Source organism: Stenotrophomonas thermophila (assembly GCF_001499715.1).
GTDB classification, from domain to species: domain Bacteria; phylum Pseudomonadota; class Gammaproteobacteria; order Xanthomonadales; family Xanthomonadaceae; genus Stenotrophomonas; species Stenotrophomonas hibiscicola.
In genome coordinates this window covers 200,648-214,715 of the sequence record NZ_CVIW01000012.1, presented here as the reverse complement: position 1 = coordinate 214,715, position 14,068 = coordinate 200,648, and the positions used below count along the sequence as shown (strand labels likewise).

13 protein-coding genes are annotated in these 14,068 nt (G+C 67.8%); 10 read left to right on the top strand and 3 right to left on the bottom strand.

What is annotated here, in order from left to right; genetic code table 11:
- Nucleotides 1–22: 22 nt before the first annotated feature.
- The 5 genes from BN1263_RS07750 to BN1263_RS07730 all read left to right on the top strand — a co-directional run bounded on the left by BN1263_RS07750 (nucleotide 23) and on the right by BN1263_RS07730 (nucleotide 5,441).
- A complete protein-coding gene (locus BN1263_RS07750) occupies nucleotides 23–994 on the top strand; it encodes an aldo/keto reductase (RefSeq protein ID WP_058980480.1) in 972 nt (323 codons plus the stop codon).
- Between the two features lie 251 nt (nucleotides 995–1,245).
- A complete protein-coding gene (gene hemP, locus BN1263_RS07745; RefSeq protein ID WP_005412278.1) occupies nucleotides 1,246–1,440 on the top strand; it encodes a hemin uptake protein HemP in 195 nt (64 codons plus the stop codon).
- 153 nt (nucleotides 1,441–1,593) lie between these two features.
- Nucleotides 1,594–3,837 (top strand): TonB-dependent hemoglobin/transferrin/lactoferrin family receptor, encoded by a 2,244-nt coding sequence (locus BN1263_RS07740; RefSeq protein ID WP_448226380.1) that lies wholly within the window; start codon nucleotides 1,594–1,596, stop codon nucleotides 3,835–3,837.
- Between the two features lie 4 nt (nucleotides 3,838–3,841).
- Nucleotides 3,842–4,441: a ChuX/HutX family heme-like substrate-binding protein gene (locus BN1263_RS07735; RefSeq protein ID WP_019661101.1), complete on the top strand. Its 600-nt coding sequence runs from the start codon at nucleotides 3,842–3,844 to the stop codon at nucleotides 4,439–4,441.
- Between the two features lie 73 nt (nucleotides 4,442–4,514).
- The gene (locus tag BN1263_RS07730) at nucleotides 4,515–5,441 is read left to right on the top strand and encodes a DUF6607 family protein (RefSeq protein ID WP_058980398.1); all 927 of its coding nucleotides are present in this window, start codon (nucleotides 4,515–4,517) and stop codon (nucleotides 5,439–5,441) included.
- A gap of 107 nt (nucleotides 5,442–5,548) precedes the next feature.
- On the opposite strand, the gene BN1263_RS07725 is transcribed toward BN1263_RS07730, so the two are convergent.
- Both BN1263_RS07725 and BN1263_RS07720 read right to left on the bottom strand, forming a co-directional pair.
- Nucleotides 5,549–8,059, bottom strand: a complete 2,511-nt coding sequence (locus BN1263_RS07725) for an ABC transporter permease (protein WP_058980397.1) — start codon at nucleotides 8,057–8,059, stop codon at nucleotides 5,549–5,551.
- Nucleotides 8,056–8,703, bottom strand: coding sequence for an ABC transporter ATP-binding protein (locus BN1263_RS07720; RefSeq protein WP_014036021.1), 648 nt, complete (start codon nucleotides 8,701–8,703; stop codon nucleotides 8,056–8,058). Before BN1263_RS07720 ends, BN1263_RS07725 begins: the two co-directional genes overlap by 4 nt.
- A gap of 75 nt (nucleotides 8,704–8,778) precedes the next feature.
- Here BN1263_RS07720 and BN1263_RS07715 point away from each other — a divergent pair, with 75 nt between their 5' ends.
- The 3 genes from BN1263_RS07715 to BN1263_RS07705 all read left to right on the top strand — a co-directional run bounded on the left by BN1263_RS07715 (nucleotide 8,779) and on the right by BN1263_RS07705 (nucleotide 11,649).
- Complete coding sequence (locus BN1263_RS07715) at nucleotides 8,779–9,423, top strand: arylesterase (protein ID WP_058980396.1); 645 nt, start codon at nucleotides 8,779–8,781, stop codon at nucleotides 9,421–9,423.
- A gap of 87 nt (nucleotides 9,424–9,510) precedes the next feature.
- Nucleotides 9,511–10,224, top strand: a complete 714-nt coding sequence (locus tag BN1263_RS07710) for a response regulator transcription factor (protein ID WP_002811889.1) — start codon at nucleotides 9,511–9,513, stop codon at nucleotides 10,222–10,224.
- A 153-nt stretch (nucleotides 10,225–10,377) separates the two neighbouring features.
- Nucleotides 10,378–11,649, top strand: coding sequence for a sensor histidine kinase (locus BN1263_RS07705; protein ID WP_058980395.1), 1,272 nt, complete (start codon nucleotides 10,378–10,380; stop codon nucleotides 11,647–11,649).
- Between the two features lie 132 nt (nucleotides 11,650–11,781).
- Here BN1263_RS07705 and BN1263_RS07700 read toward each other — a convergent pair whose 3' ends face one another.
- Complete coding sequence (locus BN1263_RS07700) at nucleotides 11,782–12,483, bottom strand: SGNH/GDSL hydrolase family protein (protein ID WP_058980394.1); 702 nt, start codon at nucleotides 12,481–12,483, stop codon at nucleotides 11,782–11,784.
- Between the two features lie 212 nt (nucleotides 12,484–12,695).
- Here BN1263_RS07700 and BN1263_RS07695 point away from each other — a divergent pair, with 212 nt between their 5' ends.
- Together BN1263_RS07695 and BN1263_RS07690 are read left to right on the top strand one after the other, a co-directional pair.
- A complete protein-coding gene (locus tag BN1263_RS07695; protein WP_058980393.1) occupies nucleotides 12,696–13,091 on the top strand; it encodes a diacylglycerol kinase in 396 nt (131 codons plus the stop codon).
- Between the two features lie 33 nt (nucleotides 13,092–13,124).
- A complete protein-coding gene (locus BN1263_RS07690) occupies nucleotides 13,125–13,874 on the top strand; it encodes a TerC family protein (protein ID WP_019661110.1) in 750 nt (249 codons plus the stop codon).
- Nucleotides 13,875–14,068 lie beyond the last annotated feature (194 nt).

Sequence of the window (14,068 nt, the reverse complement as noted above, 5' to 3'; positions counted from 1 at the left end):
GGGCCCGCAGCAGGAGATTCGCATGCAATACCGTCGCTTGGGCTCCACCGGCCTGCCGATTTCCGCCCTGTCCTTCGGCGCCTGGGTGACCTTCGGTGACCAGATCCCGCGCGACGAGGCCCGCAACCTGGTGGCGGCCGCCTGGGATCATGGCGTCAACTTCTTCGACAATGCCGAGGGCTATGCCAACGGCCGCGCCGAACAGGTGATGGGCGATGTGATCGCCGACCTGCGCCTGCCGCGCGACGGTTTCTGCGTCTCCAGCAAGGTATTCTTCGGCAGCGCCAAGGACCCACGGCCGACCCAGCGCGGCCTGTCGCGCAAGCATGTGACCGACGCCTGCCATGCGGCGCTCAAGCGCCTGCGGGTGGACTACCTGGACCTTTATTACTGCCATCGCCCGGATCCGGACGCGCCGGTCGCCGAGACCGTGCATGCCATGGACACCCTGGTGCGGCAGGGCAAGATCCTCTACTGGGGGACCTCGGAGTGGTCGGCCGTGCAGATCCAGCAGGCGCTGGACATCGCGCAGGCGCGCAACCTGCAGGGCCCGTCGATGGAGCAGCCGCAGTACAACCTGCTGCACCGCGAACGGGTCGAGGTCGAGTACGCGCCGCTGTATGCCGGCGCCGGACTGGGCACCACCATCTTCTCGCCGCTGGCCTCGGGCCTGCTCACCGGCAAGTACGACCAGGGCGTTCCGGCCGATGCGCGGCTGGGCCGGGAAGGCATGCAGTGGTTGCAGGACCTGGTGCTGGGTGCCGACGCCGAAGCCCGCCTGGCCCAGGTGCGCCGCTTCAGCGAGGTGGCACGCGCGCTGGGCCAGGCCCCGGCCACGCTGGCCATCGCCTGGTGCCTGCGCAACCCGAACGTCTCCAGCGTGATTCTCGGCGCCAGCCGGGTCAGCCAGCTGCTGCAGAACCTGCAGGCACTGGAAGCGCTGGAACAGGTCGACGCCACCGGCTGGGCGCAGGTCGACGCCGTCTTTGCCTGAACGCCGGGGTCGACCGGGCCTGGGCCTCGGTCGGGCCGGCTCGGGCCCGTGCCTCGGTAGAGTTGACTGTTGGTCGACTGCTGTTGCTCGAAGCAGTCGACCAACAGTCGACGCGTCGCCATTTGATTGATGCGATCTATCGAATCTGAAAATTCGATCATTAATCCAATCAATCAAGTTGAGAATGGTTGTTGATTGTCAACTGAGAATCATTATCATTTAACTCGTCCCTCGCACGAGTCCAGATGCTCATGAATGCTCAACCTGTACTGCTGCGCCCCGAAACGCTGACCCTCCGCGATCGTCCGGTCCGTGTCGTTCCGCCGGAAGAGGTCATCGACAGCGAAGCCCTGCTCAAGGGCCGTCGTGAAATCCTGATCCAGCACGGCGACCGTTTCTATCGCCTGCGGCACACCAGCAACGACAAGCTGATCCTGACCAAGTAATCGCGGTCTGGTCGCCCGCCTCCCTCCCTCCTGCCGGCAGCGCCGACAGGGTGGGCGACCCGTCCGCTCCCGCTCTCTCCCCCTCGGTCTACCGCGTGCACCTTCCGGGTGCGCCAGTAACCGGGGGTTCCCCTGCCTGACCGAACGAACCCGATGACCCGCCATACCGCCCTTTGCCTTGCTGTCTGGATGGCGCTGCCGCTGTCCGCCCACGCTGCTGCCACTGCTGCCCCCGATGCGCGCGAATTCGATCGGGTGCAGGTCACCGCCACCCGCACCGAGCGGGCGCTGAGCGACGTGGCGGCCACCGTGGATGTCATCGACCGTGAGCAGATGGACCGGCACCTGGTGCAGGACATCAAGGATCTGGTGCGCTACGAGCCGGGCCTGTCGGTCACCCGCAGCGCGACCCGCTTCGGCCTGGATGGTTTCCGCATCCGTGGCCTGGACGGCAACCGCGTGCGCATCCAGACCGACGGCATCGTCATGCCGACCCGGTTCGACATCGGTTCGTTCGCCAGTTCCAACCGCAACTTCACCGACCTCGATACGCTCAAGCGCGCCGAGATCGTGCGTGGACCGGCCAGCTCGCTGTACGGCTCCGATGCACTCGGTGGCGTGGTCGCGTTCGTGACCAAAGACCCGGCCGACTATCTCAAGGACGGCAAGAACAGCTACTTCGGCCTGAAGTTCGGCTACGACGGTGAGTGGAAGGGCCTGCTCGGCGGTGTCACGGCCGCCTTCGGTGGCGACCACTGGAGCGGCCTGGTCAACGTCAACCACCACCAGGGCCAGGAAACGGACAACAAGGGCACGGTTCGCAGCGACAACGACACCCGCACCGCGTCCAATCCGCAGGATCGCGACGGCCGCAGCCTGCTCAGCAAACTGGTCTATGCACCCAGCGAGGACCAGCGCTTCCGCCTGACCGTGGAAGGCAACGAAGACACCACCGATACCAATGTGCTGTCGGCGATCGCCAGCGTTGCACCGCGCCCCGGCGCGATGGCTGCGGCCACTGGCATGAAGTCCCACGACACCCAGAAGCGCAACCGCGTCTCCTTCGCCCACGAGATGGATGCGCTGGACCAGCCGTTCGCCGACAGCCTGCATTGGCAGGTGTACGCGCAGAACAGCGAAACCCGGCAGCAGACCGACGAGACCCGCACCGACGGCACCCGTCGCCACCGCGTGTTCTCCTTCGACCAGCATGCCTATGGCCTGCAGGCGCAGTTCAACAAGGCGTTCGCCACCGGCAGCGTCGAGCACGCATTGACCTACGGTTTCGAAGGCACCCGTACCGAGATCCGCCAGAAGCGCGACGGCTATCAGGTCAGCAAGGCTGGCGTGGTCAGCAACACGGTGCTGCCGGACACCTTCCCGGTGCGTGACTTCCCGATCAGCAAGACTACCGAGCTGGGCCTGTATGCACAGGATGAGATGCGCTTTGCCGATGGCAGGCTGTCGCTGGTGCCGGGCGTGCGCGTGGACCGCTACGAGCTGAAGCCGGAAGTGGACAGCATCTTCGCCGAAGACAACCCGACCACGGCCGTGGCGCAGCTGAAGAAGACCAGCGTGTCGCCGAAGCTGGGCATGGTCTGGCGCTTTACCGACGAATGGTCGCTGTTCGCCGGTTATGCGCGTGGCTTCCGTTCGCCGCCGTACAACGACGTCAACATCGGCCTGACCAATGTCGCCTTCCGCTATACCGCCATCGCCAATCCGGACCTGAAGCCCGAAACCAGCGACGGCTACGAACTGGGCCTGCGCTTCATCGCGCCGGCGGCGTACGTCAGCGTCAGCGGCTACTACAACGACTACAAGGATTTCATCCAGTCCAACGTCGATACCGGTCGCAACGCACAGGGTTTGACCGTGTTCCAGTCGCAGAACATCGCCGACGCGCGCATCTATGGCGCGGAAATGAAGGCCGGCATCGAGTTCGGCGAACTCAGCCCGGCGCTGAGGGGCTGGGCGCTGCGCAGTGCGTTGGCATGGTCGCGTGGTGACAACCGGACCGATGACGAACCGCTGGCCTCGGTCGATCCGCTGCGTGGCACGCTGGGCCTGATGTACGACGCCGATACCTGGGGCGTCGAACTGGCCGGTACCTTCGTGCAGCGCAAGAAGCGCCTGCCGCCGCCTGCGGCGCAGACCAATCCGAACGCACCGGCGCCGTTCGTCTACCAGCCGGCCGGCTACGGCGTGCTGGACCTGATGGCGCACTGGAACTTCGCGCCGGGTGCCACCTTCAATGTCGGCGTGTTCAACCTGGCCGACAAGCGCTACATCGAATGGTCGTCGATCACCCCGAGCCTGATCACCGATCGCGCACTGAGCGATCGGTTCAGCAGCCCGGGCCGCACCTTCTCCGCCAGCCTTGCCGTTTCCTGGTGATCTCATGAGCCGAGCCTTGTCCGCACGCAGGAATGACTCCATCGCCGCGCCGAACAGCGCGGCCTGGCCGACCCCGGCACAGCTGGCCACGCTCGGCACTGTGTTGTGCCTGTACCACGCCGACGGCAACGAGCTGGGCGGCTGGCGCCAGGCCGTACGCGTACACGCCTGCCAGGGCGTGGACAGCGAGGGCCTGCGCGAAAGCCTGTGCTTCCTTGATGGCCGCGGCCGCTGCGTGTGGCGCCTGTACCTGCTGCCCGACAGCGATTTCCTGGCCTGGGACCGTCTGGTCGCGCCGCTGCCGCCGGGACCGGAACACGACAGCGAGGCGAGCGTTGGCGAACGCCTGTGGCGGCGCCTGGCCGGCCATCTTGGCGGCCAGCGCTGGCGCCTGTGCGCGCTGCGCCTGCATGCCGCCGACGACGGACGCACGCTGGCCGCCAGTCTGTCGACCCTGTCCTCGCTGGGCGCGGCCACCGCGCGCCGCATCGCACGCCTGGAAGGTGCTGAAGGCGAGCTGGTGATCGACGACTGTTGCTGTGCCGACGCCGCCCGGCGTCCGGCGCCCCAGATCCCCGGCGACCTGCCGCTGATCCGCCTGTGACCCTCTCCTGATGGAACGCCCGTTGGCCACGGATGGCCCCTCAATGAATCTGCAACCCCGAAGGAAGATCCCGATGAAGCTCCAGACAGCCAGCGCCATGCTGCTGCTCGCCGCCAGCGGCGTGGCCAGCGCGCAGCCCTCCGATATCGCCCGCGACCACGACAGCATCCTTGCCATGCAGGGTGAGTACACCGTGGACTTCGCGTTCGACGAGACCGTGCTGCTGAAGCCGGGCTACGAGCGTGCACCGGCGATGCGCAGCGGCGGCAACGAGCTGGTGATCGTGGTCGAGGACACGCCGAAGCGCATCGTGCTGCAGCACCTGCTGCTGGATGAGAAGAGCGGCCACATCACCAAGCACTGGCGCCAGGACTGGGTCTACGAAGCGCCGAACCGTTTCGAGTTCAGCGCCGACCAGACCTGGCAGGTGCGCCGCATTCCCGCAGCGGTGAACCAGGGTGCCTGGACCCAGTGCGTGTACGAAGTGAGCGACGCACCGCGCTACTGCGGCACCGGCAAATGGACCTACACCAACAACGTGCCGAGCTGGACCAGCGACCTGAGCTGGCGCCCGTTGCCGCGCCGCGAGTACACCAAGCGCAGCGACTACAACGCGCTGGCTGTGGTCAACCGCCACACGCTCACGCCCAATGGCTGGACCCACGAGCAGTTCAACACCAAGGTGCAGCGCAACGCCGACGGCAGCCAGGTGGAGATCGCCCGCGAGTTCGGCTTCAACGACTACGTGAAGACCACCGAGGTCGACTTCACCCCGGCGCGTGACTACTGGAAGGCCACTGCCGGTTACTGGGCCAAGGTGCGCCAGCGTTGGGACGGTTTCCTCGGCCAGGCCCCGGGCGTGCACCTGAACACCAAGATCGACGGGATGGCGATGATCATTCCGCTGTTCACCCAGGCCGAAGACATCCAGTCTGGCAAGAAGGTGAAGGACAAGCAGATCGACGACGTGTTCGCCAAGTACGTGGAAAAGGCCCAGTAGAGCCACGCCATGCGTGGATGTGCTTGTTCCTTGAACACTGGCAACGCCGTCATGTGCACTTGGTAGGTGCCGAGCTTGCTCGGCACGCGCCCCGGTCCGGCGCCGCCTCAGGCCTCACGCAGCGCCAATGCCGGTGGCGTATGCAGGATCGCCCGCGTACCCCACCAGCCTGCCAGCAGGCTCAGCCCGATGCCGACCACGCCGCCGATCAGCAGGCCCGGCCACGGCGGCAGCAACGGCAGCTCGAACACCTTCTGCGAGACTGCCACGCCGATGACGGCCGCCGCGCCCACCGCGAGCAACGCGGCCAGCGTGCCCAATGCGCCGAACTCCACGAGCACCGCGCCACGCAGCTGGCGCCGGGTCGCGCCCAGCGTGCGCAGCACCGCGCTGTCGTAGCGGCGCTCGCCCGCCGTGGCCTGCAGTGCGGCCAGCAGCACCAGCACGCCGGCCAGCAGGCTGAACACCATCACCAGCTGCACCGCCTGCGCGACCCGCTCCATCACATCGCGCACCTGCGAGATCACCGCGTCCACGTCCAGCAGCGACAGGTTGGGCTGCGCGCGCACCAGCTCGCCCAGCCCGGCCGCCTTGCCGGCCGGCAGATGGAACGCCGACAGCAGGTTGTGCGGGGTATCGCCCACCGCATTCGGATTCAGCAGCACGAAGAAGTTCGGCCGGAAGGTGTTCCAGTCGGCCTTGCGCACACTGGTGACGGTGAACTCGCGCTCCTGCTCGCCTACGGAAATCGTAATGCGATCGCCCAGGTGCGCGCCGTAGCGCCGCGCCCAGCCGGTTTCCACCGAGGCTTCCGCCGCGGTGCTGCCGGCCTGCCAGAAGCGGCCTTCCAGCAGCGCATTGGCGGGCGGGAAGGTGCTGCGCCAGCTGAAGTTCAACGGCCGGTTCTCGTCGTCGTCCTCGCGGGGGCCGTTGCTCGTGCCGTTCCCTTCGGCGGCGGCCGGGTCCACGCGCAGCGGCGGCTTGCCGTTGATCGCGATCAGGCGGCCGGTCGCCATCGGCTCGATGCTGGCGTCGCCGGCGCCCAGTCCACGCAATGCGGCTAGCACACTGTCGCGTTGCTCGGGCTGGATGTTGATCAGGAAGTAGTTCGGCGTATCCGCGGGCAGGCGTTCGCGCCACTGCTGCAGCAGGCCGGGGCCGGTCACCGCCAGCAGCAACAGCGCGCACAACGACAGCGACAGCCCGACCAGCTGCATCACTGCCAGCATCCGGCGCCGGGTCAGCGCGGCCAGGCCGAGCCGCCAGTGGCCATGCAGGCGGGGCTGCAGGCCGCGCAGCAGCTGCAGCAGCACGAAGCCGACCGCACCGGCCGCCAGCGCCAGCGCGGCCAGGCCGCCGAGCACCCACAGCGCCAGTTTCAGGTCGCCGGTGACCTGCACCGCCAGCAGCAGGCTGGCCACCAGCGCCGCCACATAGGCCAGCAACGACGCCGGCGGCAGGGCGGCGAAGGAACGGTTGAGCACGCGCATCGGCGGTACCCCGCGCAGGCGCAGCAGCGGCGGCAGGCCGAAGCCGAACAGCAGCAGCAGGCCAATGCCCGCGCCGGTCAGTGCCGGCATCGCTTCCGGCAGCGGAAGGCGCTGCGGCACCAGGCTGCCCAGCACCTGCACCAGGCCTTCCTGCGCGGCCATGCCCAGGCCGATGCCGAGCGCGCAGGCCGGCACCGCCAGCATCAGCAGCTGCAGCGCCAGGCCCAGCAGGATGTCGCGCTGGCGCGCGCCCAGGCAGCGCAGGATCGCGACCTGGTCGATGCGGCGCAGCGCGAAGCGGTTGGCCGCCAGCGCGGTGGCCACACCGGCCAGCAGCACCGCCAGCAGCGCGCTCAGGCCGAGGAAGCGCCCGGCCAGATCGAATGCCTGGCGCACGCCGCGCTGGGTGTCGTCCACGCTCAGCAGGCGCAGGCCTTTCACCTGCGGCAGCAGCCACTCGCGCAGGGACGCGACCTGTCCTGCCGGTCCTGCAAACATCAGCCGGTAGTTGATGCGGCTGCCAGGGCCGAGCAGTCCGGTGCCCTCCACATCGGCGCGGTTGACCAGCAGGGTGGGGGAGAGCGTCAGCAGGTCGCCACCGGTATCCGGCTCGGCCTCGATGATGCCGGCGATGCGCAGCGTGCCAGCGCCGAACTCGAGATCATCGCCCGCCTTCAGCCCCAACCCCTGCAGCAGGCGTGGGTCGGCATAAGCCTGGCCCTTGGGCGGCATGCCGGCGTCTGCGATCAGCGCCCCGCCGGGCGTGGCCCGAACCCGCAGCGAGCCGCGCAGCGGATAGCCCGCCTGCACCGCCTTGATGCTGGCCATCTGGCTGGCATCGCCGTTGAACAGCACGCTGCCGAAGCTGGCGATGCGGGTGTAGGCCAGTCCACGCCGTTGCGCCTCGTCGGCGAATGCCTGCGGCGGGTCATCGCGCCCGGCGATGCCAAGGTCGCCGCCGAGCATTTCCGCCGCGCTGCCGGTCAGCGCCAGGTTGACCCGGTTCACCAGCGTGCCCACCGCGGTCATCACCGCCACGCCCAGCACCAGTGCGGCGAACACGGTCAGCAGGTCGCCGGCCAGCGCCTCGCGGCGCAGCGCGCGCCACGCATGCCGCAGCAGGTTCATGCCTGCGCCCCGCGCTCGACCGGCAGCAGGCGGCCATCATCGATGCGGTGGATGTACTGGCACCGCTGGGCCAGGCGCAGGTCGTGGGTGACCAGGACGAGGGTGGTGCCACTGCCGGCGTTGAGTTCGAACAGCAGGTCGCTGATGTGCTGGCCGGTGGCATGGTCGAGCGAGCCGGTCGGTTCGTCGGCGAACAGGATGCGCGGGCGGGTGACGAACGCACGCGCCAATGCCACGCGCTGCTGCTCGCCGCCCGACAACTGGCGCGGATAGTGGCGGGCCCGATGGGCCAGCCCGACCTGGGCCAGCACTTCATCGACCCGCGCACGGTCTTCGCGCCCGGCCAGTTCCAGTGGCAACGCGACGTTTTCGGCGGCGGTCAGCGCCGGTAGCAGGTGGAAGCTCTGGAACACGAAGCCAACCTCACGCGCGCGCAGCTGGGCCCGCGCTTCTTCATCGAGGTCGCCCAGGTCCTGGCCCGACAGCGCAATGCGGCCGCGGCTGGGCAGGTCCAGCCCGGCCAGCAGGCCGAGCAGGGTGGTCTTGCCCGAACCGGAGGCGCCGACGATGGCCGCGCTGGTGCCTTCATGGACGGTCAGGGTGATGTTGTCCAGTATGTGGACTTCACCCTCCGGGCCCTGCACGGATTTGCCGACCTGGTCGACGGCGATGGCGACGGGCGCGCTGCGGGGGGACAGGCTGTCGATGAGGAGACTCCAATGCGCAAGACGGGATGGAGCCGGCGAGCCGGCGCGATGGTGGTGCTGCTGCTAGGGTTCCTGCTGTTGCCGGGGCTGGCCTGTGCCAAAGGTCCGGCCCGCACCGTGCTGGTGCTCGGCGACAGCCTCAGTGCCGCCCACAATATCCCTGCCGACGCCGGCTGGGTCAGCCTGCTGCAACAGCGGGTCAGGCAGCAGTCGAAAACCCCGGCGCGCATCGTCAACGCCAGCATGAGCGGGGAGACCACCGCCGGCGCGCTGACCCGCCTGCCGGGCCTGCTGGCGAAGGAAAAGCCGACGGTGGTGGTGATCGCGCTGGGCGGCAATGACGCATTGCGTGGGCTGACCCCGGCGCAGGTGCAGGGCAACCTGGAAAAGATGGTGCAGGCCAGCCAGAAGGCCGGCGCGAAGGTATTGCTGCTGGGCATCGACGTACCGCCCAACTACGGGCCGGCCTATCGCCAGCGCCTGGCTGCGGCCTACAAGGCGCTGGCCACGCAGTACGAGGTGCCGCTGCTGCCCTTCCTGCTGGAAGGCGTGGCCCTGCAGCCGGGCATGATGCAGGCCGACGGCCTGCACCCGACCGCAGAGGCGCAGCCGAAGCTGCTGGACAACGTCTGGCCGCTGCTCAGGCCGCTCCTCTGAACCGTTTGTGTACCTCTTGACGGAACTTCACATCGCGTCCACCGTCGATCCGGCATGTTTCACAAAGCTGAAGTTAGAGGGAATCACATGCGTCAGACGAAGGAGACCTCCGGCTTGGTGCTGGTGGTCGAAGACAACCGCAACATCTCCGAGATGATCGGCGAATACCTGGAAGGTCGCGGCTTCGAAGTCGACTATGCACAGGACGGCCTGGATGGCTACCGCCTTGCGGCGGAGAACAGCTATGACGTCGTGGTGCTCGACTTGATGCTGCCGCGCCTGGATGGCATCGAAGTGTGCCGCCGCCTGCGCAACGATGCGCGCAAGTCCACCCCGGTGCTGATGCTCACGGCACGCGACACGCTGGACGACAAGCTCACCGGCCTCGGGTTCGGCGCCGATGACTACCTGACCAAGCCGTTCGCGATCCAGGAGCTGGAAGCCCGCCTGCGCGCGCTGATCCGCCGCGAACGTCGCCAGGTGGGTTCGGAGGTGCTGAAGGTCGCCGACCTGGTGCTCGATCCGGTCAGCATGCGGGCCACCCGTGCCGGTACCGAGCTGCAGCTGTCGCCGATCGGCCTGCGCCTGCTGACCATCCTGATGCGCGAATCGCCGCGCGTGGTCACCCGCCAGGAGATCGAACGCGAGATCTGGGGCAATGGCCTGCCGGACTCGGACACGCTGCGCAGCCATCTGTACAACCTGCGCAAGATCATCGACAAGCCGTTCGACCGTCCGCTGCTGCATACCGTGCAGAGCGCCGGCTACCGCATTGCCGATATCGCACAGCCGATGGCCTGATCGGGGCCGGGCCGGTGCAGCATCAGGCCCGGCCGGGCAACGACCCCGCATCGGGCACGGATGACCGGCCGGCGCTGCCGCCGGTCAGCGTCCGTGCACGACTACGGCGCAGCGCGCTGCCTATAATCGCAGCGCTCTGACCGGGACCCCGCAATGCCGCACGGCCTGCCGCGCAAGATCCGTATCGCCTTCATCCTGCAGGCAGTCCTCGCCAGCCTGGGCATCCTGCTCGGTGCCTGGCTGGTGTCGCTGGTCATCAAGCACAGCCTGGTCGGCGCCGCCCTGCGCGAGGAAGCGGCCTATTACTGGACGCTGCACGAGGCGTCGCCGGTGCAGCCGCCGCCCAACACCCAGAACATCCGCGGCTACCTGCTGGAAAGCGGGCAGTCGGCGCTGTCATTGCCGGCCAACCTGCGCAATCTGGAGCCCGGCTTCCACGAACTGCCTCAGGATGACCAGCTGGTGCTGGTCGATGTGCGCCCCGCCGGTCGCCTGTACCTGGTGTTCCTGCGTTCGCGTGCGGAGATGCTGGCGTTCTGGTTCGGCATCGTGCCGGTGCTGCTGACCCTGTTGGCGGTGTATGGCGCCAGCTGGGTGACCTATCGGGCTTCCAAGCGCCTGGTGTCGCCGGTGAACTGGCTGGCACGGCGCGTCTCGCGCTGGGACCCGGGCCACCCCGAAGCGGCCGATCTGGAGCCGAACAAGCTGCCGGCGGACATGCAGGGCGAGACCCGCCAGCTGGCGGCCGCACTGCATTCGCTGGCCAACCGGGTCAGCGCGCATGTGGCGCGCGAGCGCAATTTCACCCGCGACGCCAGCCATGAACTGCGCACACCGCTGACCGTCATCCGCGTCGCCAGCGACATGGCCCTTGGCGATGAAACCCTGCAGCCGCGCCTGCGCCGCAGCCTGCAGCGCATCCAGCGGGCTGGCCGCGACATGGAGGCGGTGATCGATGCGTTCCTGATCCTGGCCCGCGAGGCCGATGTCGAACCGCAGATCGAGCTGTTCGACGTCAACGACATCGTCCGCTACGAGGTGGACAATGCCAACGAACTGCTGGGGTCTCGCCCGGTGTCGGTGCACCTGCACAGCGACGGCCCGGTGCAGTTGCATGCGCCGCCGCGGGTGCTGCAGGTGGTGATCAGCAACCTGGTGCGCAATGCCTGCAGCTACACCGACGAGGGGCGCATCGACGTGCATGTGCACAACGACCGGGTGGTAGTGCGCGATACCGGTATCGGCATGTCTGCCGACGCCCTGTCGCGGGCCTTCGAACCGTTCTACCGCGCCGAGCCGAGCCGCCCGCAGGGCACCGGCCTGGGCCTGTCGATCGTGCGCCGGCTGTGCGACCGCTTCGGCTGGAAGGTCAGGCTGGCCAGCGAGCCAGGGGAGGGCACGGAGGCCACGGTCATCTTCCGCTGACGCGGCGCCTGCCGCCCGGTAGTTGCCGACCTTGGTCGGCGCTTTCAGCAGGATTCACGCCGGTGCCCCATGCCAACCAAGGTTGGTATCTACCGGAGGGCGTGCGCTGGCGCCCTCCGGCGCACGTCGGCTTCAGTTGCAGTTGACCTTCGGCGCCAGCGCCTTGGTCCAGATCGCATAGCCGGCCGGGGTCATGTGCAGCATGTCCTCGCGGAACAGCGTTGCATCCGGCTGGCCATCGGCGCCCAGCATCGGCGTGTAGATGTCGGTGAAGCCGGTGTTGGGCAGCGTGGCCAGGGCGGCCTTGATCAGCGTATTGGCCTCGTTGATCGCCGGCAGCAGATGCGCACGCGACGGGCTCGGCTTGATCGACAGGTACTCGACCCGGGTCTTCGGCAGGTCGCGATGCACGCGCTGCACGAAGGCAACCACATCGTCGCGCACCTGCACGGCGCTGCGGCCGCTGTTGAGGTCGTTGTCGCCCGCGTAGAAGAACACCTTGCACGGTGCATACGGCACCACGATGCGATCGGCATACCAGGTGCTGTCACGCACTTCCGAACCCCCGAAGCCGCGGTTGAACACCGGCTGGCCGGGGAAGTCGGTGGCCAGGCTCTCCCACATGCGGATCGAGGAGCTGCCGATGAACTCGATACCGCCACGCGGCGGCGGACTGGCCTGGTCGGCGCTGGCGAAGTGGGCCATGTCGCTGGCCCAGGCCACGTTGGAGACCTGTTCGGGTACCCGCGGTGACTTGGCCGGGCCCAGGGCCTGGGCAAGGGGGGCGGCGGTCAGCAGGCCCAGCATCAGCAGGCAGGTACGGCGATGGGACATCAGGCGCTCCGGCAGGGTAGGGACGACCATGATAGAAGCTGGGGCAGGTCGAAGCTTGCCCCTGGCAGTCCGTTCACCGGGCCGGTGCCGGGCGGCGGCGGGCGGCCTTGTGGCAAAATGGCGGCCATCTGCCTATTCCTGTGCGCCCATGATCCCCTGCCGTGCGTCTGAGCGGTCGCTGCGCCGCGTCCCTGTTGCTGGATGTTCGCCCCGTGGCTGATCAGTTCGGCCATCTGCCGCGCGGCCCGCGCCGCATCTTCCAGGCCGCCCGCTGGTCCTGGCAGGGCCTGCGCGCTGCCTGGCTGCACGAGTCGTCGTTCCGGCTGGAGGTCTACCTGCTGATCCTGCTGACGCCGCTCGCGATCTGGCTGGGCCAGACGCCGGTCGAACGCGCGCTGCTGATCGGCTCGATGCTGCTGGTGCTTGCGATGGAGCTGGCCAACTCGGCCATCGAAGCGGTGATCGAACGTTACGGCAGCGAGATCCATGAACTGGCCGGCCGCGCCAAGGACATGGGCTCGGCGGCGGTCTTCGTGCTGATGATGAACGTGCTGCTGTGCTGGGCGCTGGTCGTGGTTCCGCACGCGCTGGCCGGCAGCTACGGCTGAAACCCCATTCCCCCACTGCCTTGAAGAGTTTCCATGTCCTTTGAGTTCCTCGCCGACCCCAATGCCTGGGTAACCCTGTTCACGCTCAGCGCGCTGGAAATCGTGCTCGGCATCGACAACCTGGTGTTCATTTCCATCGCGGTCAGCAAGCTGCCGGAAGAGCGTCGCCCGTTCGCCCGCAAGCTCGGCATCGCGGTGGCCTGCATCACCCGCATCGCGCTGCTGGTGTCGCTGGCCTACCTGGCGCACATGGCGGCCAACCTGTTCACCGTGGCCGGCATGGGCATCTCCATCCGCGACCTGGTGCTGATCGTTGGTGGCCTGTTCCTGATCATCAAGGGCTGCATGGAGATCAAGGAGCTGATCAGCGGCGGCGAGGATGAAGATCCCAGCACCACCAAGGCCTCGGCCGTGTTCGGCTACGTGATCGCGCAGATCGCGGTGATCGACATCGTGTTCTCGCTGGACTCGGTGATCACCGCCGTCGGCATCGCCGACCACATCCCGGTGATGGTCGCCGCGATCCTGCTGTCGGTGATGGTGATGCTGCTGGCCGCCAACCCGCTGGGCCGCTTCATCGATGCCAACCCGACCGTGAAGATGCTGGCCCTGGCCTTCATCCTGATGATCGGTGCGGTGCTGATCCTGGACGGCCTGGACGTGCACGTGCCCAAGCCCTACATCTACGCCGCGATGGGCTTCTCGGTGCTGGTGGAGTGGCTGAATCTGCTGATGCGCCGCCGCGCCCGCGAGCACAACGTGCCGGGTGCCGGCAACTGGTAAGCGCGCCACAGGCGTGTGAGTCCCTCAGAACCCCCGGCATGCCGGGGGTTCTGCGTTGTGGGGGAGGTTGGCTCTGCAACGGCACTGCGGTTTTTGCACTTTTGGCTGCGTTCCGGCCTCCACTTGTGAATCAGGATCAACAGTGTTTTCCCGGGGCGAGGCTTAATCCGGCGCAGCAAAGCGCGCAGGCTACG

Coding starts and splice junctions, on each gene's coding strand:
- BN1263_RS07750 (WP_058980480.1), top strand. CDS start 23: ATGCAATACCGTCGCTTGGGCTCCACCGGCCTGCCGATTTCCGCCCTG.
- hemP (WP_005412278.1), top strand. CDS start 1,246: ATGAATGCTCAACCTGTACTGCTGCGCCCCGAAACGCTGACCCTCCGC.
- BN1263_RS07740 (WP_448226380.1), top strand. CDS start 1,594: ATGACCCGCCATACCGCCCTTTGCCTTGCTGTCTGGATGGCGCTGCCG.
- BN1263_RS07735 (WP_019661101.1), top strand. CDS start 3,842: ATGAGCCGAGCCTTGTCCGCACGCAGGAATGACTCCATCGCCGCGCCG.
- BN1263_RS07730 (WP_058980398.1), top strand. CDS start 4,515: ATGAAGCTCCAGACAGCCAGCGCCATGCTGCTGCTCGCCGCCAGCGGC.
- BN1263_RS07725 (WP_058980397.1), bottom strand. CDS start 8,059: ATGAACCTGCTGCGGCATGCGTGGCGCGCGCTGCGCCGCGAGGCGCTG.
- BN1263_RS07715 (WP_058980396.1), top strand. CDS start 8,779: ATGCGCAAGACGGGATGGAGCCGGCGAGCCGGCGCGATGGTGGTGCTG.
- BN1263_RS07710 (WP_002811889.1), top strand. CDS start 9,511: ATGCGTCAGACGAAGGAGACCTCCGGCTTGGTGCTGGTGGTCGAAGAC.
- BN1263_RS07705 (WP_058980395.1), top strand. CDS start 10,378: ATGCCGCACGGCCTGCCGCGCAAGATCCGTATCGCCTTCATCCTGCAG.
- BN1263_RS07700 (WP_058980394.1), bottom strand. CDS start 12,483: ATGTCCCATCGCCGTACCTGCCTGCTGATGCTGGGCCTGCTGACCGCC.
- BN1263_RS07690 (WP_019661110.1), top strand. CDS start 13,125: ATGTCCTTTGAGTTCCTCGCCGACCCCAATGCCTGGGTAACCCTGTTC.